This window comes from Rummeliibacillus pycnus (assembly GCF_050459865.1).
GTDB lineage: Bacteria > Bacillota > Bacilli > Bacillales_A > Planococcaceae > Rummeliibacillus > Rummeliibacillus pycnus_B.
Genome location: NZ_JBCMNM010000039.1, coordinates 88,627 through 111,401, shown reverse-complemented (window position 1 = coordinate 111,401; position 22,775 = coordinate 88,627). Strand labels below are relative to the sequence as shown.

Here is a 22,775-nt window from a genome sequence, read left to right as displayed (position 1 = left end):
TATTGTGGAAATTTATTGAATATTTTACATTGACCTATTAAAATAAATGTAACAAGTTAATTATAGCGAAAATAATATAAGTAATAGTACCTATTTCAAACGATTAGAATTTATGGAATAATCTGAATATTAGCATTTGTATAATTGTTTTTAGAATATAAGAGCATTGTCATAGTTTTTGGACAAGATTCATATAAGTATAAAAAAAGAAGGGCTTGGTGAGTATCTAATGGCTAAGGAAATTTTTCAAGCTTTTGATTTTTCGTTTCAAGAATGTGAAGAACCAATAGTAATAGTGGATCATAGATACCATATTTTGTATGCAAATGAATTAGCTCAAAATCTATTACAAATTGAAGAAGATGTTAATATTTGTAGTTGGTTTAACAAAGAATCCTTAAAAACTTGGAACAGAATGGTAGAAAATACTAAAAGTCACTCGTATATAGCTGAAAAAATGACGATTGATACATTATATTACAAGATTGAGGATATGAAAGTTAGCAGCTATTATTCAGATGTATACGATTGGATTTTACTATGTTTTCATTATTCCGAAGCACCTTCTAAAATTGAAAAACACTATGATATTGAAGCAAAATATCAACGTGTATTCGATCAATCTGGAAATGGTCTTTTATTAACCGATGCGGAAGGTAAGATTCTTGAAATTAACGAAATGGCAGAAAAGTTACTTAATATTTCTAGTAAAGGCTTAATTGGACAATATTCAACAATATTATTGACACTATTCCCAAAAGATAGATCTAAAATTCAAAGATTTTATAAAAGACTAATCGAAATCGGTAGTGGAGAAGTAACGATACAAGTTCCCACTATAGATGGGATTCGTTATGTTCAATTAAAGAGCAATTACGATCGATTCGCAGATATTCATTTAACTGCTATAAGCGATGAAACAGAAAAAATTATGTTAATTAAACAAATTGAACATCAACAAACGCTTCAAATGATTGGTGAAATGGCAGCAAGTATCGCTCATGAGATTAAGAACCCAATGACATCTCTTAAAGGTTTTACAGATTTGATGAAGTTGAATGCAACTGACGAGAATAAACGCTATTTATCCGTTATAGACAGTGAAATTCAGAGAATAGAAAGCATTGTCAATGAATTTTTAAGTCTTTCAAAACCAGGAGAATATGAAATGAATGTTTTCCCAATTGGAGAACTTGTTGAACAAACCATTGAATTAATGCAACCTAAAGCGCTAATTCAAAACATTCAAATTGTGTATGAAAAGAATATATATCAAGATGATTTTATTTTAGGTAATAAAAATAAGATGAAACAAGTATTTATTAATTTATTTAAAAATGCAATTGAAGTTATGCCTACTGGTGGAAATATTACGATTCAACAATATGTTGATTATTATGATCGAGTAACTTTAACAATAAAAGATGATGGGACAGGCATGTCAGAGCAACAATTACAAAATATTTTCCTCCCATTTTATACAACAAAGCCTGAGGGTACTGGCCTAGGTCTATCATTCGTCATAAAAACAATTGAAGAACATGGTGGGGAAATATTTGCAACAAGTAAAGAAGGGGAAGGAACTACCTTTGAAATTGTATTTCCTTTAGTAATGAAGAGCCAAATTGATCGTGTCGCAGAAGTTGATCAAGCAATTAATATTCCGAATATCCAGATGGAACGTAATTTTATTTATCCTGTTTAACCTAATGCATTTTTTGACAAAACTTCTGTCATATCGCTATAATAGTTTTAAATCAAGATATCAATATAGAGGATGAATATTATGGCATCAGAAGAAGTGAAACAATCTTTAAAATTGTTTATCGTACTTTCGAGAGCAAATAAAGCGCTAAATGAGTGTACAAATCAGTTCTTCCAAGAAAATGGTTTAAACCCAACAGAATTTGCAGTATTGGAATTACTTTATCATAAAGGACCACAACCCCTTCAAAAGATTGGTAACAAAATTTTATTGGCAAGTGGCTCCATTACGTATGTGATTGATAAGCTTGAGAAACGTGGTTATTTATCTCGAGTTTCTTGTCCATCGGATCGCCGAATCACGTATGCAGAAATTACCGATGAAGGAAAGTTGTTTATGGACGAGCTTTTCCCCAGACATGAAAAGCAACTCCATGACTTAACTAATGCTTTATCTCCTGACGAGAAGGAACAAGCTATAGAATTACTAAAAAAATTAGGTCTTTCTATTAAAGACTTATCTTATTAAAAAAAACGAGTGATGGATTGTTTCATCGCTCGTTTTTTTAATAAGAATTTATAAAATTGTTTTTTGGAATTTGAGAGAAACTCTATATAGTTTCAGAAGTTGAAAAAGTGGTAATAATGGGAATATAAGTGATACCATTATTATAAGAATCATAATAATAAGTGGTATATATTACTTGGCGAAAGGCGACCACTCTAGCTGGAAAGCTTTCGCTAGTAGTGAATCTGATGAAATATCATAAGTATGTTAAATAAATCCCCAAAAAAGGAATGCCACCCAACAATATTTGAAGGATGGCAATTGAATTCTCAATGATCTTTGATAAATGTAACTGATTAGAAAGCAATTAGAAAAATAATATGTAAAATAAGATAATTTTCCTTCGCTATTTTTCAGCAGCATTTGCTAAAATTTTATAGCGTTTATGGTTTATTACAGTTCTTTCTTCCATATCTAATTGATTGAAGTTTTCCATGTAAGTAAGATTAACGATTACGGAGTTTTCATTTATTTTTTCGACAATACCTTGAAGACCATCACCAAACTCGATAATATTTCCAATTTCAGCTATTTTCATGAAAATCAGCCCCTTCATCTACTAATACTTTACAGTTTGCCTTAAAATTGTTCATACGTAAAGTAATTTCTGTAGAGAATTATTTTTTATTTTTTTTTACAACATACGAAAAGGAAGTTATTAATATGAATGATTATAAAAATAAACTAGATGAGTTAAAAAATGGAACATTAAAAGAAATAAAGATCGACAAAAATGAATTTTATGCACTAAGAGAAGTTTTGGTTGAAAGAGAAGATTTTAAGCATTTTCAAGGGATCGCGCAACAAGGCGGTGATATTGTATATATTTATTTGGAAGAGGCAAGAAGTTAAACTGTCGAATGATGTCGGAACTTTCATCTCCGAAAATGTGGGAATAATAGTATAATAATGAACATGAATTTTGCTGAAAGGAGGAAGGTGTATGTCTGAATCGATCTTGAAAAAGTTGGAAAAAACAAGAGAGAAAATGATTCGCTCTGGAATTGAGAACGGTTTTTCAAATGTTGAAACCATCCGCTTAAGTAAAAAGTTAGATCAATTATTAAATACCTATCAATTACAAAATGTAAATGACATGAATGAGTATTCTATAAATATTGATTTAATAAAGCAGTAAACCGTTCTAACTGATTCTATAGAAAAAAATAATTTTTTTTCGAAAATTAGGTTTAAATATTTTAAAGGGTGGAATAGTAATAAAGAACACAGCAACAATCTCATTTCCCCCTTTCATTTAGCAGATACTTTGTGTATCTGCTCTTTTTTTATGAATGAAGCTTTCGGGCTCATATTCGAAAAAAATAGGATTGATTATAAATAATTAAAAATTTCTAAAAAGTCTGGTATAATATGGATAACAATTTTGTAGGAGGTACTGCTATGACAAACAAATGGTCAATTGGATTTATTGGTACAGGCGTAATGGGAGCAAGTATCGTTAAGCATTTATTAAAAGAAGAGCACGAAGTACATATCTATTCTCGAACGAAGGCTAAAGCAGAGAATTTAATCGAATTGGGCGCCAAATGGTATGGTACTGCAGGTGAAGTAGCACAAGAGTCAGATATCGTCTTTACAATGGTTGGTTATCCACAAGATGTAGAAGAAGTCTATTTTGGTGATCATGGTATTTTCGAGAATAGTAAAGTTGGCACTATCGTTGTTGATATGACAACATCGCAACCAACTTTGGCGAAAAAAATTGCAGAACATGCTAAATCAGTACAAATGGAAGCCTTAGATGCCCCGGTATCTGGAGGAGATATTGGAGCACAAAATGGTACTCTTTCCATTATGGTTGGAGGAGACAAAGCTACATTTGCTAAGGTATTGCCTTTGTTTGAAGTTTTTGGTGGGAATATCGTTTATCAAGGCGAAGCCGGAGCGGGACAACATACGAAAATGTGTAACCAAATTGCGATTGCAACGAACATGATTGGAGTTTGTGAAGCTATTGCTTATGGTAAAAAAGCAGGATTAGATATTAATACTGTATTAGAGTCTATTTCAACAGGTGCAGCAGGATCTTGGTCACTAAGTAACTTAGCCCCACGGATGGTAAGAGATGATAAGGAACCTGGATTTTATATTAAACACTTTCTCAAGGATATAAGAATTGCATTAGAAGAAGCAAAACTTATGGAGCTAAAATTACCAGGGCTTGTACTTGCAAAACAAATGTATGATGAATTGTCTGCCGAAGGGTATGATGACAATGGTACACAGGCATTAATCGATTACTATGTAAAATAATAATGAGATAGGAAAAATGAGTTGGTCAAAAGTTTCTTTTGTCTGACTCATTTTTTTGTAATGATATTGTAAATTTTTATTTGGAGAAAGGAAATAATTCATGTCTTATGGAATAATATTCTATTGGGGGTGAGGCTATGGAGAAACAGTTTAGAAATACAAAAGTACGTAGTTCACTTGCTTTATACCTATCTTTACCGATTTTATCCTGGGCCTTTTATGATTTTGCAAACACTATTTTTTCATCGAATATTAATACCATTTTCTTTCCGTTTTACATGGATGAAACACTAGGTACAGATGAGGTTAAACAGCAGGTTGCAAGTACATTTATATCTTATGCAAATGCAATTGCTAGCTTTTTCTTAGTTATTTTTTCACCGTTATTTGGAGTATTGATTGACCGTACAGGCTACAAAAAGAAATGGATCGTATGGTTTGCTTCAATCTCAATACTTTTTACTTTTTTTATGGGAGTTTTTAGCTCATTTGATTTTGGTATATCAGATGCAGGAATCCCAATTAGTTTATTCTATGTTGTTATAAGTTTTGTCATAGCAAAATTCTTTTTCAATTCTAGTTTAGTATTTTACGATGCAATGATGCCTGATTTAGGAACAAAAGAAGAAATGCCACTGATTTCAGGATTTGGTGTTGCAGTTGGGTATTTAGGTACACTATTCGGACTGCTCGTTTATCTTTATGTTGGAAATTCAGATTTTCACAAGGCTTTCATTCCGACAGCGGTATTGTATTTACTCTTTTCATTGCCACTATTTTTTATCAATAAAGATCAGCCATTTCCTAAGATTGAACGTAGTCGATCAACATTTCTAGAAGGTTACAGAGAAATTATTGCAACATTTAAAGATATGAAGCAATATAGAGCGATTTTTACCTTCATGTTTGCTTATTTCTTTATCAACGATGCGCTTGCAACCGCGATTGCTATGATGGCCGTGTATGCAACCGCAATTGTAGGATTTACTTCTACTGAATTCATCCTTCTCTATTTAGTTTCTACTATATCGTCGATTATCGGTTCTCTTGCATTTGGATATATTACGAAGAAAATTGGTGCGAAATCTGCAGTAACCTGCGTGTCGATTATAATGATCGTTGCATTAATACTGGCTGTAATTGCGGTAGAACCAAGTTTGTTTTGGATTGCGGGAAGTATGTTTGGTATTTCACTTGGTTCCATGTGGGTTACATCACGTACATTAATCATCGAATTATCTCCTAAGGAGAAGCAAGGGCAGTTCTTTGGATTATTTGCATTCTCAGGAAAAGTTTCATCTATAATAGGTCCAGCTATATACGGCACAGTTACTTTGTTACTAAAAGATTATGGCGCAATCGCAAGTCGAATAGCACTTTCTACATTAATCATAATGACTATTATTGGGTTGCTTATCCATTTGAGAGTTCGGACGAATGTCACGAATTGATATGGGAGCAATTGTACGAATATGGTACAATTGAAGCAATAAGAAGTAAAGTTAAGGAGGCATCCCTGTATGAATGAAAATAAAGGGATTTTACTAGAAAGTGGCACAAATGAGCTTGAAATTGTCGAATTCGAAGTAGGATCAAATAAATTTGGGATTAATGTTATTAAAGTTAAAGAGATTATTCAACCGATTCCAGTAACATTTATCCCACATGCACATCCACATGTTGAAGGAATTATTCAATTACGTGGTGAAGTGTTACCAGTCGTAGATATGAAGAAAGTATTAGGTTTGATGAATACACCTTATAGCGAACAACAAAAATATATTGTTGCTGAATTTAATCGACAACGTGTTGTTTTCCATGTCGACAATGTAACTCAAATTCACCGAATTTCATGGGATCAAATTGAAAAACCATCTGATATGTATCAAGGTGGTAATTCTCAAGTTATTGGTGTTATTAAGCGAAATAACATCATGTTATTATTATTAGATTTCGAAAAAATTATGGTAGACATAAATCCTGACTCTGGAATTAATGTTGCATCTGTAAAAAAACTTGGGAACCGCCAACGTTCAGAAAAGAAAATCGTAATCGCTGAGGATTCACCATTACTACGTAAATTATTGCATGATACGATGCTTGAAGCTGGTTATGCAAATGTTGAGTTCTTTGAAAATGGTAGAGATGCATTAGATTATCTTTTAAATATAGCAGAAAAAACAGATGATATTAGTAAGTATGTTCAATTAATGGTGACAGATATTGAAATGCCACAAATGGATGGACACCATTTGACAAAGCAAGTTAAATCAAATCCAGTACTTAAAAAATTACCAATCATCATTTTCTCTAGTTTAATAACAGATGACTTGCGACATAAAGGAGAAGAGGTAGGAGCTGAAGATCAAATTAGTAAACCAGAAATTGCGGATTTGATTTTAAAAGTGGATGAATACGTATTATAAGAAGTAGAAAAAACCGGATATCTGACTTCTCAGAATCCGGTTTTTCTTCAATTAATTTGAATTAATGACCATAAAAATAACTGCTGTTTTTATAATAATCATGTTTTACTTTTTCGTCGTGAATTTTCTTTGGTGTCAATTTTTTCTTTTTTGTTAATTGTTTCGTACATGATAAATCTAAGAAATCATTTATAATACTCTTAGCAACATTGAGACTCATATTTCTACGTGGATTCCGATATGTTTCGTCAAGATGTCCTAAATGGGGTAATTGTTTAAAATCTTCTTTTTTGGGTAAAGTGTGAAAATAATAATCTGCACACTGAATGACAACAGCGGATTGTTGTTGACTGTAACGTGGTTTTTTTACGAAATGCAGACCTAATCTATTTGCACGACCTGTACGAATCATTTTCTCGAGAGCTAGGCGTTTTAAGGTGTAGAGTGATCGATTATCGAGGGCAGTCTTTGCATGCTTGTTAACCGTATAAATGGCTGTGGCTATTTCTCTATCTTTGTAGTAATTACTCATAAAAACCTACCTTTCATAGAAATTAAATCGAAAATAACACATTATGTGAGGGAAAATTCTGACCATTCAATCTATAATATACTATGATACCAATATTAGTATTCATTGTATATAGTGAGTGTTGAAAACAAGAGGATGTGACATTATTGGATATAAAAACAGCAATAATCGATATTGGCTCTAATACCGTTAGACTAGTTTTATACAAATATGATCTTAAGCGTGGTATGAAAGAAATTGAGAATATTAAAGTAGTTGCCCGGTTACGTAATTATATTTTACCTAATGGCAAATTATCAGAACAAGGAATTCAAATTCTGCAAACTATTCTAGGTACTTTCCGAGATATGTTACATGATTACGATATAACCGATGTACTAGCAACTGCAACGGCAGCTATTCGTCAAGCTACTAATGGTCCTGAAATTTTAGATAAATTGAAAAAAGAGATTGGGATTGAAATTAAATTATTGTCAGAAGAACAAGAGGCATTCTATGGCTATTTTGCAGTGATTCACACAATCGCAACACCCTCAGCAATAACGATTGATATGGGGGGAGGAAGTACTGAAATCACGTATTATCATAATAAAGAGTTAATACAATCTCACAGTTTCCCATTTGGTTCTGTATCACTCAAACAACAATTTATGCAAAGTAATACGTTAACAGATGAAGAACGCCAAAAGATTTATGAGTTTGCAAAAGAACAGTTTTTAACGTTAAGTTGGTTGACTGGTCTTAAATTACCTGTCATCGGCATTGGTGGCAGTGCTCGTAATATGGCGAAGATGGATCAGCGTAAGAAAAACTATCCGATATCAGGCATTCATCAATATAAAATGACAAATGATGATTTTGACGAGATTCGGTCAGAAATTTCAAGTTTAAGCTTTGAAGAATTAAAACAACTTGATGGTTTGTCTAGTGATAGAGCAGACATTATAGCGCCTGTTCTAGAAGTTTTCCAAGCATTGATGGATGTTGTAGAAAGTCCGATTTTCCAATTTAGTCGAAAAGGCCTTAGAGAAGGGCTTGTTATAGAAAAAATATTAAAAGAAAATCCAAATGCCTTTGACAAATACCATGTGTTTGAATCCAACGTTAATTTTCTAGCTCAAGAATTTGGTAAATCAGAAGAGCACAATGAGTATTTTGTAAAGCTTTGTGAAAAAGCATATCAAGAGTTTTGCAAATATGATGCATTGCAATATTCAGAAGCTGATTTAGCCATGATGCTTCAAGCCGCGAAATTATTCTATTTAGGGGAATATATCGAAGCAGATGCAGCAAGCCAACATACATTCTATTTACTTTCAAACCGATCAATAGATGGGCTAGGTCATAAAGATCGAGTGCGTTTAGCATTATTAGCATCTTATAAAAACAAGGATGTATTTAAAAGATATGTTGAACCATTTATAGAATGGTTTTCAAAAGAAGAGTTAAAAAGAATACAAGGTATCGGTGCATTACTAAAGTTTGTCTATGCTCTCGATGCTTCTAAAAGAAAAATTGTAGAGAATCTCAAGCTATCGCAAAATGGACAAGAAGTAATTGTCCACATTTATACAAAAGGGAATGCATTAGCAGAAAAGTATAAAATTAACCGTCAGAAAAAGCATATAGATCGATTATTTACAGGCAATGTTTCTTTAGACTTTATACAACTATAAATTAAAGCCGGGGAAGTTCATCCGTTTCACTTTATATAAAAAGGAAGGTTAGATGATGGAAGCAACAAAAATAGATTTAGAAGAAATTGCTAAACCACAATACTACAATAATCGTGAACTAAGTTGGTTGGCATTTAATGAACGTGTGTTACAAGAGGCTGAGGATATCAATAATCCATTATTAGAAAGATTGAAATTTTTAGCTATTTTTAGTTCGAATTTGGATGAATTTTTCATGGTTAGGGTTGCGGGGCTTCAAGACCAAGTTAGAGCTGGGTTTCATAAGCCGGAAAACAAGGCAGGCTTAACGCCAAAGGAACAATTGTCGCATATTTTAGAGCGCACACAGGCACTTGTTGCACGTCAAACAGAGGTTTTTAAAGATCTTGTACTCAAACAACTACCTAAAGAGAAGGTTTTCTTACAAAAAACAAATAGCCTAAATAAAGAACAAAATACCTTTTTAAACGAATACTTTGAAGAAATTATCTTCCCTGTTTTGACACCAGTTGCTGTAGACGCCTATCGACCTTTTCCTACACTACTGAGTAAGACAATGAATATCATTGTACATCTAGAGCATGAGAAAGCAGAGCCAGAATTTCGAGATAAAATTGCCATAGTTCAGGTTCCTTCTGTATTGGATCGTTTTATTAAGCTTCCATCTGATAGAAATGAAATTCGAGGAGTATTACTGGAAGATGTAATTAGTGCAAAAATCGATAAATTATTTTTTGGCTATAAAGTGAAATCTACTCAATCCTTCCGTCTAACACGTAATGCAGATTTAACAATTCATGAAGAAGGTGCGCGAGATCTTCTTGTTGAAATTGAGAAAGAGTTAAAAAAGCGTAAATGGGGAGCAGTTAGTCGTATTGAAGTCCGTTCAGGTGAGATGAATGAAGATGTACTGCAATATTTATTAAAGGTGTTAGAAGATTGGGAAGCGGATGTGTATAGTTTGGATTGCCCATTAGATCTAACTTTCTTATACTCATTTTGTAAAATTATTGTTGAAGGTCGAGAGCATTTAGAATATGAAAGTTTTATCCCACAAGCACCGCTAGATTTAGGGTCAGATGAAGACATATTTGAAAAAGCTTTAACACAAGATTTGTTCTTCCATCATCCATTCGAATCTTTTGCTCCAATTGTAGATTTTGTAACTGAAGCTGCAGAGGATCCGAATGTACTTGCAATTAAGCAGACATTATATCGTGTAAGTGGTAATTCACCTGTTATTCAAGCATTAAAGCAAGCTGCTGAAAATGGTAAACAAGTAACGGTTTTAGTTGAGTTAAAAGCACGCTTTGATGAAGCGAACAATGTACATTGGGCAAAAGAATTAGAACAAGCAGGTTGTTTGGTGATTTATGGTATGCATAATTTAAAAACGCATTCCAAAATTACGCTAGTTGTCCGGAAACGACAAGGGCGAATTGAACGTTTTGTACATTTAAGTACTGGTAATTATAATGATGCCACCGCGAAAATTTACACGGATATGGGGATTATTACAACAAATAAGAAGATTGGAATTGACGCAACGAACTTCTTTAATTATTTAAGTGGTTATACAGAAAAGCCAAACTTCCATCATCTAGTTGTATCGCCATTTGACATTCGAACGGAATTTATCAAATTGTTAGATGAAGAAATTATATGTCATAAAAAATACGGCAATGGTCATATATGTGCAAAGATGAACTCATTAACAGATAAAGATTTAATCATGAAAATGTATGAAGCATCAAAAGCTGGAGTTAAAATCGAATTAATCATCCGAGGTATATGCTGTTTACGACCAGGCGTACCGAAAATAAGTGAGAACATTACTGTCACAAGTATCGTTGGTCGTTTCTTAGAACATTCACGAATCTATTGGTTCAATCATAATGGAGAAAATAAATTATATCTTTCTTCTGCAGATATGATGACAAGGAATATGGTTAAACGAGTTGAGATTTTATTCCCAATCTTCGATTCAGAGATTAAAAAGCGTATTATGAAAATCATGAAAACAGAATTAAGTGATAATGTAAAAGCTCGTGTTCAAGGTCCGGATGGTGAGTATCATTATAAAGAAAAAAATGAATCTGAACAGTGGATTAATAGTCAGGAGATCTTTTTAAAAGAATCTTTTCATATGCTACCTGATGAAGAATAAAAGCAGAACATGACTGTTCAGCTTCTAAGGTCAAATTCTCTCAACCTTGAGAATAACTATTCTTTTACAAGGTTGAGGTTATTTAACCAAAAGAGCTAGCATACTGATGGAAATTATTGCTACATATTCAAATTGTTTTTGTATTTTTTATATAAATTTCATAAAAAATCTATTATGATAGTCTTATAGTATATGTTTTCATTGGAGGCAATACATGAAAAAAACAACTTTAGACCTGATGTCTTTAAGGAAAATTGCTAATTACATTAGTGAATTTGAGCCTTCTGCTATAACTTTTTTGATACAAGAATCTGGAGATTTATTCAATATTATTACTACAAATAATGAATGCCAAAAAGAATTTGGGCATTTCCATCAAGACATTCAATTAGCAGAGAGATATTTGCCAAAAGACATTTGGTTGGCATTAAAACCTATGTTAATGCAGCCTTATCATGATGAGATGTCGATCAATATAGATAGCAATCGAAAAATCAGCATATTGGTAGGAAATGAGGAATCGGATTCTTACTTTTTATGTTCAGTACATAAGCGATACCGAGATTCATCTTTTGCAACTTTGTTAGAACAAAACCTAGATTCGATTTTAACGATTAATCAAGAAGGAATTATTTTAAACAGTAATCAAGCTGCAAAAGCAAAATTCGGGTATAAGGATTCAAATATAACTGGAAAATCAATTTATGAATTCGTATCAGTCTTTTCAAAAGATGGCATACAAAAATTAATTGATGACACAGTCTCTTCAAAAAAGACTACTGAATTAGCCGATTGTGGTATTAAAACAATTGAAGGGAAAACTGTTGTAATTTTTGCAAAAAGTATTCCAATTATCAAACAACAAAACGAGATTAATATTTTACTAATCTTACGGGATATTACTCCATACAATGATAAGAATTTGAGTGTATCTTATTTGTCTTATCACGATCAATTAACAGGTGCATGGAATTTTAAGTCTCTAAATAAGCACTTTCCAGAGGTAATAGAAGAAGCCAAGCGGAAGAAGCAAAAAGTATCAATACTTTCAATAGATTTAGATCGGTTTAAACAATTTAATGAAACCTATGGATCTTCTATTGGAGATATCATTTTAAGTGAAGCAGCAATTCGTATTTCAATGATTACAAATGATTGTAAATACCTGTATCGATTAAACGGTGATAATTTTGTTTTTGTTGTGCAAAATTCTACTAAGGAGCTTGTACAATCAATTGCTACACAAATTATCGATATGTTAAAAGAACCATTGCTTATTGGAGATTTAGAATTATCCATTTCAGCTTCTATAGGAATTGCATGCTTTCCAAATGATGGTTCTAGTATTGATGAGCTTCTTCGAAAATCAAATCAAGCTCTATCTTATGTAAAAGAGAGAGGTCGTTCAGGATATCGCTTTTATCAAAATGAAATGGAAGACAAATTCCGAAATACAGCACTGATTGAAGCTCATTTGCGTAGAGCTATAGAAAAAAATGAGCTAATGGTCTATTATCAGCCCCAGATTGATTTGGAGACAGAGAAAATTACAAGCTTTGAAGCACTCCTTAGATGGCAAAATCCAAAGTTCGGATTTGTATCACCAGGTACATTTATTCCGATAGCTGAAGATTCAGGATTGATTATTGAAATTGGGGATTGGGTATTAGAACAAGCATGTAAACAACTTAGAGAATGGAAAAAATTAGGGATTGTAAATGTGAGAATTGCCGTTAATATTTCTCCAAAACAATTCCGAGAAGATAAATTGTCATCAAAAATTTTTCAGTACTTAAAAGAGTATGAAGTAAAACCTGAAATGTTAGAATTGGAAATTACTGAAAGCTCTATGACGGATGCTGAAGATACAATGATAATTTTGAAACAACTAAAGAGCATGGGATTAATAATCTCAATTGATGATTTTGGTACAGGATATTCTTCTCTAAGCTATATAAAAAGATATCCAATCGATATTATTAAAATCGATCAATCATTTATACGAGATATGGATATAGATGAAAAAGACCGTGCGATTGCGAAAACAATTATTCACCTCGCGCATAGTCTTGGATTAGATGTGATTGCTGAAGGTGTTGAAAAAGAAGAGCATGTGGGCTTTTTAAAAGATTATCATTGTAAAAAAGCACAAGGATTTTTATTTAGCAAGCCATTACCAATATATGAATTAATGAAATCAATTCCAATGAATTAACCAAAAGGCTTCTTTTCAAAAAAGAAGCCTTTTTTAATTTCTTTAGCGAATGAATAATTATATAATGCAAAATTCATTTAAATATTCGAACATTTAATGATATCAAATTTTGTTCATTGCAACGTTTTCGACGGCGATTCCTCGAAAATGCATTCACATTTCCAAGAAAGCCCTGGAGGGACGTAATAAGGTACTGAAAAAGTATTTAAATACAAATCTAAATAGTATTAATCTGGTTTCTGCATGATGTGGAATTAGCTTCGCTTTCCGCGGGCGAACTGACAAGCCTCCTCGCTACGCTGTGGGGTCTCGTCTGGCTCGCTTTCCCGCAGGAGTCTCCGCTAATTCCACATCAATAAAGATAGCTATACAAGATTTTTATAATAATATTTCAACTTTTTCAATTCCTTCAACGTAGACTTCAAAGTGGAGGCGTGCCCGCGGAAAGAGCATGTCTATAGCGATATAGAGTGAATTATTGTGTCTGATAAATTAGATAAAAAATATTCGTGTTATTTACCTAGAAAAGTATAAATAAAATCTATATAAATTATGCGAACATTTCATGATATCCAATTATTACATTGTGGAGCGAAAGACGGCGACTCCTACGGGAAAAGCTTGAGCTGAAAGCCCCGCAGGAACAGTTTTAAGGAACAAAGCCTAAGAACGCCACGTCCTGTGGCAACGGCTTCGTGACCAACATCGTGTTGGCCCGAGGAGATTGAAGTCAAGCCCGTGGAAAGCGCCGTCTGTAGCGAAACATCCAAATCTGAATAGTGAAAAGTGAATGTGTTGTGATGCTCGTATTTAAAAACTGAAAATGGATTTTTGAAATTGATTCGAATGAATCGGTTGTTTATAACTTGATGAATAAATGAATTCAAGTCAAGGCATACTAAAGAAAAAGAAAGAGGGTTTTCTATGGGAGTATGGACTTGGCCATTAGTTTTTGTTGCATTAATGATTTCTGCATTATCATTAGTATGGACGATGCGTATAGCGAAAAATCAAGAAGTTCAAAGTGGATCAAATGATGAATCTGTTTCAAAAACTGTTGAAGAAAATCCTACAATGTTAAATCCAATTTTTTGGTTTTATGGAATTGCGGGTCTTTTTATGGGTTTAGTAATGGCTTATTACATTTTATTATATAGATAATCATTCACTGTACATGGCAACTTTTGATGATATATGCGAAAATGAAAATGCTTTCAAGTCATTGATGGAAATCTTTGAATAAGATATGGTAAGATGAAATTGTAGTTTTTTTGTTCAATTTTGAACAAGTGAAGGAGTAGAACACTATGATTTCAATGACTAGCAGAGATTTTCTTGAAATGCCGATTGCTGATTTGATCATATCTTCAGATAAAGTTGCACATGTACAATTAGGAAATAATGCAGAGCATGCCTTACTTGTACTTACAAAAACTGGTTATTCTTCTATTCCCGTACTCGATGCCGAATATCGACTGCAGGGCTTACTTAGTATGCGTATGATTACAGAATCTATATTAGGACTCGATCATATTGAATTCGAAAAATTAGACAGTATAAAAGTAAATGACATTATGGAAACAAAAGTTGCTACACTTAATATCAATGATAAATTTCAAAAGGCATTAGATTTAGTCATTAACCATGCATTTTTATGCGTAGTAGATAATGAAGAGAGATTTGTTGGTATTATGACGAGACGTGTAATCCTAAAACAGTTAAAAAAACATATCTATCAATTTAATTCTTAATATTGCAGATTAAAAGAAGGTCCAATTTATATGGACCTTTTTTAAGTTTATCTACAAAAAAGAACTACACGGTTGAGGAAAGCATAAGAAGGGGCAATCTTTTTTGCTAAAAGTGACCACAGAATCAGGTACCCAAAAGGATGTATTAAAATTCATAAGATAAGCAATGAATAATTGAAAAATATTTCATTTTGTATAAAGATAAAATTATAGTGAATATGTATTTAGAAGAGGAGGTTCTTTGAATGAATACAACTGAAGCTCAAATCATCAAAGTGCTTTCTGAAGAAGGAAATATGCGTAAAGCAGCAGAACGATTATTTTTGTCTCAACCTGCATTATCCCAACGTTTACAATCAATTGAAAAAGATTGGGGTGCGCAACTTTTTATACGCTCACAAAAAGGATTAACACCTACACCTGCTGGTGAACTTGTCATCCAATTTTCAATTGAAATGATGACAAAGAAAGAGGAAATTTATGAAACCATCCAATCATTAAATTCCAAGGTGCACGGAACATTGAAAATTGCCTGCGCATCCATTGTTGGACATACATGGTTACCAACAGTGTTAAAGGATTTCGTGACACAATATCCAGATGCGAAAATTTCGCTAATCACAGGTTGGAGTTCGGAAATTGTAAAATCTCTTTATGATGGTGAAGCACATGTTGGAATTGTGCGTGGACATACAGATTGGAAGGGTGCAAAACAGCATCTTTTCAGAGATACATTGTACCTAGTCGATAAGGAAATTACGTCAGTAGACGACGTTTTTAATACTGATAGACCATTTATTCAATTTAAAAGTGATTCAAATTATTATCAGGAAATTCAACAATGGTGGCAACGCCATTTTTCTTCAAATCCACGTCATCAAATTACAGTTGACCAAATTGAGACTTGTAAACAAATGGCGCTAAATGGAATAGGTTATGCAATTTTGCCTTCGATTACATTAAGTGGACAAGAAGACGTTAATACAATTCCATTAACCAATAATGAGGAAGAATTCGAACTAACACGTGATACATGGTTAATCGGTTATGAATCGTCATTTGAGTTAAGACAAGTGGCTGCTTTTGTGGAACTTGTGAAAAAACATGCAGAATGTTTGTATGATTATTCAAAAAAGTAAATGAAATATTCTTATTTTTCGTGTACAATAAGTGCATATTTTTATATTTATTTATAGGAGGAATTGTCGAATGCAAAAATTAAACGCACAAGAAATTATTTCATATTTAGCAAATGCTAAAAAAGCTACACCTGTAAAAGTTTATGTTAAGGGTAATAATGTATCTTCATTAACTTTTGGTGAAGGTAGCAAGGTTTTTGGAGAAGGCAATTCTGTTGTTGTATTTGGTGAATGGGCAGAAGTGCAAAAAACATTAGAAGCTCATAAAGATGTTATTGAAGATTATGTGATCGAAAATGATCGCCGTAATTCAGCAGTGCCAACTTTAGATTTAAAAGGAATTAATTCACGTATTGAACCAGGTGCGATTATTCGTGATCAAGTAACAATTGGTAACAATGTTGTTATTATGATGGGTAGTGTAATTAATATTGGTGCTGAAATTGGAGATCGCTCAATGATCGATATGAACGCAGTTTTAGGCGGTCGTGCTACTGTAGGTAAAGATTGTCACATTGGTGCGGGTGCTGTTCTAGCAGGGGTTATTGAACCGCCAAGTGCTGACCCGGTAGTAATTGAAGATAATGTTATGATTGGTGCAAATGCAGTCGTTTTAGAAGGTTGCCGAGTAGGGGAAGGTGCTGTTGTAGCAGCAGGCGCTATCGTTACAAAAGACGTACCTCCATATACTGTAGTAGTTGGAGCACCAGCAAGAGTTATTAAAGAGATTGATGAAAAAACAAAATCTAAAACAGAAATTATGCAAGATCTTCGTCAATTATAAGAGGTGATGATTCGATGAAGCCTTTATTAGAGATTAGAAGGGATTTACATGGAATTCCTGAAATTGGTTTTCAAGAGGAAAAAACACATAAGTATTTACTTCGTGTGATTGAAGAATTATGGAAGCCATATTTTAAAATCGATACTTGGAAAACAGGCATTATCGTAACCATTACAGGTACAAATCCACAATTGAAAATTGGGTGGCGTACAGATATTGATGCTTTGCCAATTACAGAAAATACCGGATTACCTTATGCCTCTGAACATCCAGGTTTTATGCATGCTTGTGGTCATGATTTTCATATGACGATAGCACTTGGTTTAGTAGAGGCATTCTCAAAACAGCAACCTGAAAATACAATTATTATTTATTTCCAACCTGCTGAAGAAGGTCCTGGCGGTGCGAAACCAATGCTTGAATGGATGCAAAATAATCGACCTGATTTGCTTCCTAACTATATCTTTGCGATGCACATTGCACCAGAATATCCAGTTGGAACAGTGGCAACTAGACCAGGAATGTTATTTGCTAATACTTCTGAGTTGTTTATCGATCTTCATGGTGTAGGAGGGCATGCTGCTTATCCTCATAATACAAAAGATATGACAGTAGTAGCCGCGAACCTAATGATGCAGCTACAAACGATTGTAAGTCGTAATTTGAATCCATTAGATAGTGGCGTTATTACAATTGGTAAAATGACTTCAGGTTATGTACAAAATGTAATTGCAGAAAATGCCCGTTTGGAAGGTACAATTCGCACGATGTCTGCAGAATCTATGTCATTAATAAAAAAACGAATCGAAGCATTATGTAAGGCCACTGAAATTGCATATGAATGTGAAGTTGATATAGACTATGGCTCATCTTATTATCAAGTATATAATCAAGAGCAATGTGCGAAAGCCTTGTTAGCTAGTGCAGAAGAAATGTCAGGGGTAGTGGCATACGAATGTCCACCAGCAATGACAGGTGAAGACTTTGGTTTCTTCTTAAAAGAAATTCCTGGTGCGATGTTCTGGGGTGGTGCAAATACAGAATTCGGTCTGCATCATGCTTCTATTCAACCTGATGAAGATTTAATCGATGTGAACATTCGATTTGTTGAACATTTTTTACGACATTTCGGAGTGTAATTTATATTTTAGAAAAAAGAGTCAAAGATATTGTTCATATCTTTGGCTCTTTTTTAAATGGGTGTTGCTTTCGCAATGGAGGAACAAAGGATATTGATGTTTTTGAATTAGCGTGTAGACAGGAAATCAACCTCATCCATCGAAGCGATACATAGTAAACTGTAATATTTTTGTATTTTTAGCAAATATGGAACCTTATTTGTAAAAAAAACGTAATAGTATCAAAGAGAGAAAAAGGAGGTTATTTTTTTGAAGAAGAGGCTGGCAATAATTATTGCATTTATGATCTTATTTATAAACATATTACCAACCTTCACATTAGACGCTGCGGCTAAGTCAAAATTAGTTGTCAAAGTAGATGCTGGTTTTGATAATAAATACAAAGATACGATGGGATTACCTGTATTGCTGACAGTAACTAACAGTGGCGACGCATTTTCTGGAGATATAGTTATTGATAATCAGCAAGGATATTCTGGAGGTATGGGAATAGTCGTACCATTAGAAATTGGTTCGAACGAGACAAAAACAATCAAATTAATGCTTGATTATTTTACGTATCAACCTACAGGTAATAATGGTTCAGATAAAACCATTCATATTTATAAGGGTAGCTGGAAAAAAGGAGATGAAGTTAGCTTTAAAGGCGATGATAAGATCCAGCCACAAATGAATGAAAGAGATGGAACGTTTGTTTTAACTTTTACAAATAGTGTGGATCGGTTATCTGCCCTTACGAAAATAGCATCAAGTCGTTCAAACCAAACAGAAATCATTCATCTAGGCCAATTAAAGAAAGACCTTATCCCAACAGCTGCAAGTGGTTGGTCGATGGCTGATATTGTTGTTGTAGATGAGTACTCGATTGCATCTTTGAAAGAAGAAGAGCAACAGTCACTTTTAGAATGGGTTAAATTAGGTGGAACCATTGTTATAGGAGCTTCTGATAATTTAACAGGAGAAATCGGAATATTTCAAAACTATTTACCTTTGTCATTAAGTTACAATACAATTAATGTTGCATCAAAAGACATTCAAAAAGCTATTAAAGATCCCAAGTTTTCTAGTAGTTTGACAGCTTATAAAGCGGAAAAGGTAGATCAGGCAAATACATTACTAGAAATTGATGATCATATTTTAGCTGCAAAAAAAGGTTTAGGGAATGGACAAATTATCCAAACAGCTTTTTCATTAGGTGATGAGCCACTTTCAAATGATAAAGATTATGATCAATTATTACAAAAAGTGATTCCATTTAATAGTGTAAGTAATGCAAATTCAAATAACAATATAGATTTTCTTCATGGTGATACGTACTCGAATGAATTATTCCCTACATTCCAAGTATCAACAATGCTTTTAATTATCGTCATTATTATTTATATATTCGTTGTTGGACCACTTTTGTATTTTGTATTGAAAAAGAAAGACAAACGAGAATTCGCCTGGTGGATTATCCCTGTGCTTTCACTTTTCGTTTCGATATTAGTATTTGCTTATGGAGCAAAGGATCGATTAGCAAAACCACAAATTCAACAATCTGCAGTTTATGAAATCAACCAAGATGACAGTCTATCGGGATATTATATGAATTCGTTATTAACCAATCGCAGTGGTGATTTTACATTTGTGACAACACCAGATAGTACAGCTACGCTTCTAAGTAATTTTAATGATCTGGGTTTAATCCATAAAAAAGCAGTTTTAGAACAATCCCAAAATGAAAAAGAAGTAACATTACGGAATAATCGTTATTGGTCAGTATCAACAATAGCTGGACAGACGGAAATGCATAATGTTGGTAGTTTCCTAATTGATCTAGAAGTAGAGGACAGTGCGATAAAAGGTAATGTAACAAATAATTTACCTTACACAGTAAAGGATGTTTCGATTTGGTATGGAAGTCAATGGTTGAAGTTAGGCACTATGAAGCCAAAACAAACGCTTAAAGTCACACAAACGATTAATGGTGCTTTGTTGTTACCAGCAATGCCAATCTTAACGAATTATCCAAATAAAGTGAATAACAGAGATGATATTATGAATAATCGTAAGCAAATGTTAAAACAATCAGCTTATGGATTAATTGGAAATACAGAAGAACCTGCAATCGTTGGTTGGATTGATGAGCCTATTACACCGATTACTTTAAAAAATGGAAAAGCAGATATGTCATCCATAAATTTAGTTGTTCAAAGCTTCAGTCCAAAAACGAAATTATCTGGCGAATTCGTATTACCTGCAAATTCGATGAACTTTGAAATCAATTCCATTTCAAATGCAGGTTACGCTGAACGAGATTCAGAAAATAGTTCAATATGGTTTATAGATGCAGGAACATATGAATTTATATGGACGATTCCTGAAATGTTCAAAGACAAAAAGTTTACATGGAAAGAATTACAACTAGCAAACACAGATACCAAAAATGTTTCACTACAAATTTATAATGAAAAAACGTCAAATTATGAGTCAATCAATGATGGACGATTTACTCTAACGAAAAACATTGAAGATTATATATCTACTGAAGGAAAAGTGAAATTTAAATTAGAACGGGAAATGTCGGATGACCAAAGAACGACAGTTCCTACATTACAGCTTAAAGGGGAGGTTAAGCCATGATAGAGATTAAAGGATTGATGAAAAAATACGGTTCCTTTTATGCATTACAAGGGCTTGACCTCACGATTAATGAGGGAACTGTTTTTGGTTTTGTTGGTGCGAATGGCGCAGGTAAATCTACAACATTCTCTATACTTTCTACATTATTGCAACCAACCGCAGGAGAAGCGTTTATAAACGGGATTAGTGTTACACAAAATCCTGAAGAAATCCGTAAACTAATTGGCTATATGCCTGACTTTTTCGGTGTTTATGATCAGTTGAAGGCAGAGGAGTACCTAGACTTTTTTGGTTCTAGTTATGGAATTTCCGTAGATGAAAGAGCCAAGCTTATTCCTCAATTATTGGAGCTCGTAAACTTATCACACAAAAGGCATGACTACGTTGATGTGTTATCTAGAGGGATGAAACAACGTCTATGTCTTGCAAGAACGTTGATTCATGATCCAAAAGTATTGATATTGGATGAACCTGCTTCTGGTCTGGATCCAAGAGCGCGTGTAGAAATGCGAGATATTTTGAAACAACTAAAGGAAATGGGAAAAACGATATTAATCTCCTCACATATTCTTCCTGAGCTTGCCGAGATGTGTGATGAAATAGGGGTAATTGATCAAGGGAAACTTATAGCACATGGTTCTGTAGCTGAGATACAAGCACAGCTTATGGGAGAACGCTTTATCACGGTGAAATATCAAGCTGGTTATAATATGAACTTAGCGAAAGAGTTTTTTGAAGAAAATCCATTTATATCTTCCATTGAAGTACTAGAGAACAAGTTGAACTTCCGCTTTAATGGTTCTGATGAGGAGCAGATGAAATTATTGAAACAAATTGTACAACAAGATTTGCCTATATTATCCTTTACAGAAGATGAAAAAGATTTAGAAGATGTCTTCATGGCAATTACGGAGGAGGTAGAGCAAGCATGAAATCAGCATTCAACAATCCTGTACTGATAAAGGAATTAAAGCTACGTTTCCGTTCTTTTAAAAGTTTTATAGGGATCATGTTTTATCTCATTGTCCTAAGTATTTTCGTGTTTGGTTTCATCTTTATTTCAACGAATTTTTCGGGTAGTGGCTTTATTAATCCGGAGCAGAGTGTGATTCTCTTTAGTTTACTGACCTATGTACAACTGGCGTTGATTTTGTTTATCACGCCAGGTCTAACAGCTGGCGTAATTAGTACAGAACGTGAAAAGCAAACGTTGAATATTTTACTTACATCTTCTCAAACTTCTTTTCAAATTATTCTTGGCAAAATGAGTTCGTCAATTGTTTTCTTACTATTATTGCTTATTGCGGGCTTGCCGTTATATAGTTTAGTTTTCTTATTCGGGGGTATTTCTCCTGGACAATTACTAATCATTTTCGCATTTTTGATTGTAACGATGATCTCAATAGCAAGTATCGGTGTTATGTTTTCAACATTAATCCGTAAAACCATTATTGCGATGATTACAACCTATGGAGCTATGTTGTTCTTAACTGGTATTACGGCATTTTTCTTTATGATTGGAATTAGTACGATGGGGAATTCTTTAGGTCCAGTGAGTAGTCCAGCACCGATTTCACATTTTTGGGCTACCATCAATCCAATCGCATTAATGATGACATTGATTACACCGGAGATGTCGAATGCTTTATTTGAAATGACAAAAATACATTTCCCGGTTTGGGCAGGTTATCTAATCTTTTATATCGCGCTCACCGTAATTTGTCTATTTATTTCAGTAAAAAAACTGCGCGTGAATATGAAAAAGAAAAAATGAG

20 protein-coding genes are annotated in these 22,775 nt (G+C 33.4%); 18 read left to right on the top strand and 2 right to left on the bottom strand.

Annotated features, from left to right (window positions below; genetic code table 11):
- The first annotated feature begins 229 nt into the window (after positions 1-229).
- Together ABE048_RS09885 and ABE048_RS09880 are read left to right on the top strand one after the other, a co-directional pair.
- Entirely contained in the window at positions 230-1,705 is a 1,476-nt protein-coding gene (locus ABE048_RS09885) for an ATP-binding protein (protein ID WP_430311005.1), read from the top strand.
- An 81-nt stretch (positions 1,706-1,786) separates the two neighbouring features.
- On the top strand, positions 1,787-2,233 hold the full coding sequence (locus tag ABE048_RS09880) for a MarR family winged helix-turn-helix transcriptional regulator (RefSeq protein WP_430311003.1): 447 nt from the start codon (positions 1,787-1,789) through the stop codon (positions 2,231-2,233).
- 385 nt (positions 2,234-2,618) lie between these two features.
- On the opposite strand, the gene ABE048_RS09875 is transcribed toward ABE048_RS09880, so the two are convergent.
- Complete coding sequence (locus ABE048_RS09875) at positions 2,619-2,810, bottom strand: YkvS family protein (protein WP_430311001.1); 192 nt, start codon at positions 2,808-2,810, stop codon at positions 2,619-2,621.
- 125 nt (positions 2,811-2,935) lie between these two features.
- On the opposite strand from ABE048_RS09875, the gene ABE048_RS09870 reads away from it, so the two are divergent.
- From ABE048_RS09870 to ABE048_RS09850, 5 genes are all read left to right on the top strand, one after another.
- On the top strand, positions 2,936-3,124 hold the full coding sequence (locus ABE048_RS09870) for a hypothetical protein (protein WP_430310999.1): 189 nt from the start codon (positions 2,936-2,938) through the stop codon (positions 3,122-3,124).
- 91 nt (positions 3,125-3,215) lie between these two features.
- Positions 3,216-3,410 (top strand): aspartyl-phosphate phosphatase Spo0E family protein, encoded by a 195-nt coding sequence (locus ABE048_RS09865; RefSeq protein ID WP_430310998.1) that lies wholly within the window; start codon positions 3,216-3,218, stop codon positions 3,408-3,410.
- A gap of 263 nt (positions 3,411-3,673) precedes the next feature.
- Entirely contained in the window at positions 3,674-4,546 is an 873-nt protein-coding gene (locus tag ABE048_RS09860) for an NAD(P)-dependent oxidoreductase (protein WP_430310997.1), read from the top strand.
- 137 nt (positions 4,547-4,683) lie between these two features.
- Positions 4,684-5,997 (top strand): MFS transporter, encoded by a 1,314-nt coding sequence (locus ABE048_RS09855; RefSeq protein ID WP_430310996.1) that lies wholly within the window; start codon positions 4,684-4,686, stop codon positions 5,995-5,997.
- A gap of 69 nt (positions 5,998-6,066) precedes the next feature.
- A complete protein-coding gene (locus ABE048_RS09850) occupies positions 6,067-6,972 on the top strand; it encodes a chemotaxis protein (RefSeq protein WP_430310995.1) in 906 nt (301 codons plus the stop codon).
- A 61-nt stretch (positions 6,973-7,033) separates the two neighbouring features.
- Here the strand turns inward: ABE048_RS09850 and ABE048_RS09845 are convergent, their stop codons facing one another.
- Positions 7,034-7,504: a YkyB family protein gene (locus ABE048_RS09845; protein ID WP_430310993.1), complete on the bottom strand. Its 471-nt coding sequence runs from the start codon at positions 7,502-7,504 to the stop codon at positions 7,034-7,036.
- A gap of 137 nt (positions 7,505-7,641) precedes the next feature.
- Between ABE048_RS09845 and ABE048_RS09840 the strand changes: the two genes are divergently transcribed.
- From ABE048_RS09840 to ABE048_RS09790, 11 genes are all read left to right on the top strand, one after another.
- Positions 7,642-9,180: a Ppx/GppA family phosphatase gene (locus tag ABE048_RS09840; RefSeq protein ID WP_430310991.1), complete on the top strand. Its 1,539-nt coding sequence runs from the start codon at positions 7,642-7,644 to the stop codon at positions 9,178-9,180.
- A gap of 55 nt (positions 9,181-9,235) precedes the next feature.
- A complete protein-coding gene (locus ABE048_RS09835; RefSeq protein WP_430310990.1) occupies positions 9,236-11,347 on the top strand; it encodes an RNA degradosome polyphosphate kinase in 2,112 nt (703 codons plus the stop codon).
- Between the two features lie 214 nt (positions 11,348-11,561).
- Positions 11,562-13,562: an EAL domain-containing protein gene (locus ABE048_RS09830; protein WP_430310989.1), complete on the top strand. Its 2,001-nt coding sequence runs from the start codon at positions 11,562-11,564 to the stop codon at positions 13,560-13,562.
- A 924-nt stretch (positions 13,563-14,486) separates the two neighbouring features.
- Positions 14,487-14,723 (top strand): short-chain dehydrogenase, encoded by a 237-nt coding sequence (locus tag ABE048_RS09825; RefSeq protein WP_430310988.1) that lies wholly within the window; start codon positions 14,487-14,489, stop codon positions 14,721-14,723.
- A 146-nt stretch (positions 14,724-14,869) separates the two neighbouring features.
- Positions 14,870-15,313 carry a cyclic-di-AMP-binding protein CbpB gene (gene cbpB / locus ABE048_RS09820; protein ID WP_430310987.1) on the top strand — a complete coding sequence of 148 codons (444 nt, stop codon included), beginning with the start codon at positions 14,870-14,872 and terminating at the stop codon, positions 15,311-15,313.
- 245 nt (positions 15,314-15,558) lie between these two features.
- Complete coding sequence (locus ABE048_RS09815; protein WP_430310986.1) at positions 15,559-16,452, top strand: LysR family transcriptional regulator; 894 nt, start codon at positions 15,559-15,561, stop codon at positions 16,450-16,452.
- A gap of 70 nt (positions 16,453-16,522) precedes the next feature.
- Positions 16,523-17,236, top strand: a complete 714-nt coding sequence (dapD, locus tag ABE048_RS09810; RefSeq protein WP_430310985.1) for a 2,3,4,5-tetrahydropyridine-2,6-dicarboxylate N-acetyltransferase — start codon at positions 16,523-16,525, stop codon at positions 17,234-17,236.
- A gap of 14 nt (positions 17,237-17,250) precedes the next feature.
- A complete protein-coding gene (locus ABE048_RS09805; protein ID WP_430310983.1) occupies positions 17,251-18,375 on the top strand; it encodes an N-acetyldiaminopimelate deacetylase in 1,125 nt (374 codons plus the stop codon).
- Positions 18,376-18,624: 249 nt separating this feature from the next.
- Positions 18,625-21,000: a hypothetical protein gene (locus ABE048_RS09800; RefSeq protein WP_430310982.1), complete on the top strand. Its 2,376-nt coding sequence runs from the start codon at positions 18,625-18,627 to the stop codon at positions 20,998-21,000.
- Complete coding sequence (locus tag ABE048_RS09795; RefSeq protein WP_430310981.1) at positions 20,997-21,932, top strand: ATP-binding cassette domain-containing protein; 936 nt, start codon at positions 20,997-20,999, stop codon at positions 21,930-21,932. Before ABE048_RS09800 ends, ABE048_RS09795 begins: the two co-directional genes overlap by 4 nt.
- Positions 21,929-22,774 carry an ABC transporter permease gene (locus tag ABE048_RS09790; protein WP_430310979.1) on the top strand — a complete coding sequence of 282 codons (846 nt, stop codon included), beginning with the start codon at positions 21,929-21,931 and terminating at the stop codon, positions 22,772-22,774. The genes ABE048_RS09795 and ABE048_RS09790 overlap by 4 nt, the downstream gene beginning before the upstream one ends.
- Position 22,775: the final 1 nt, after the last annotated feature.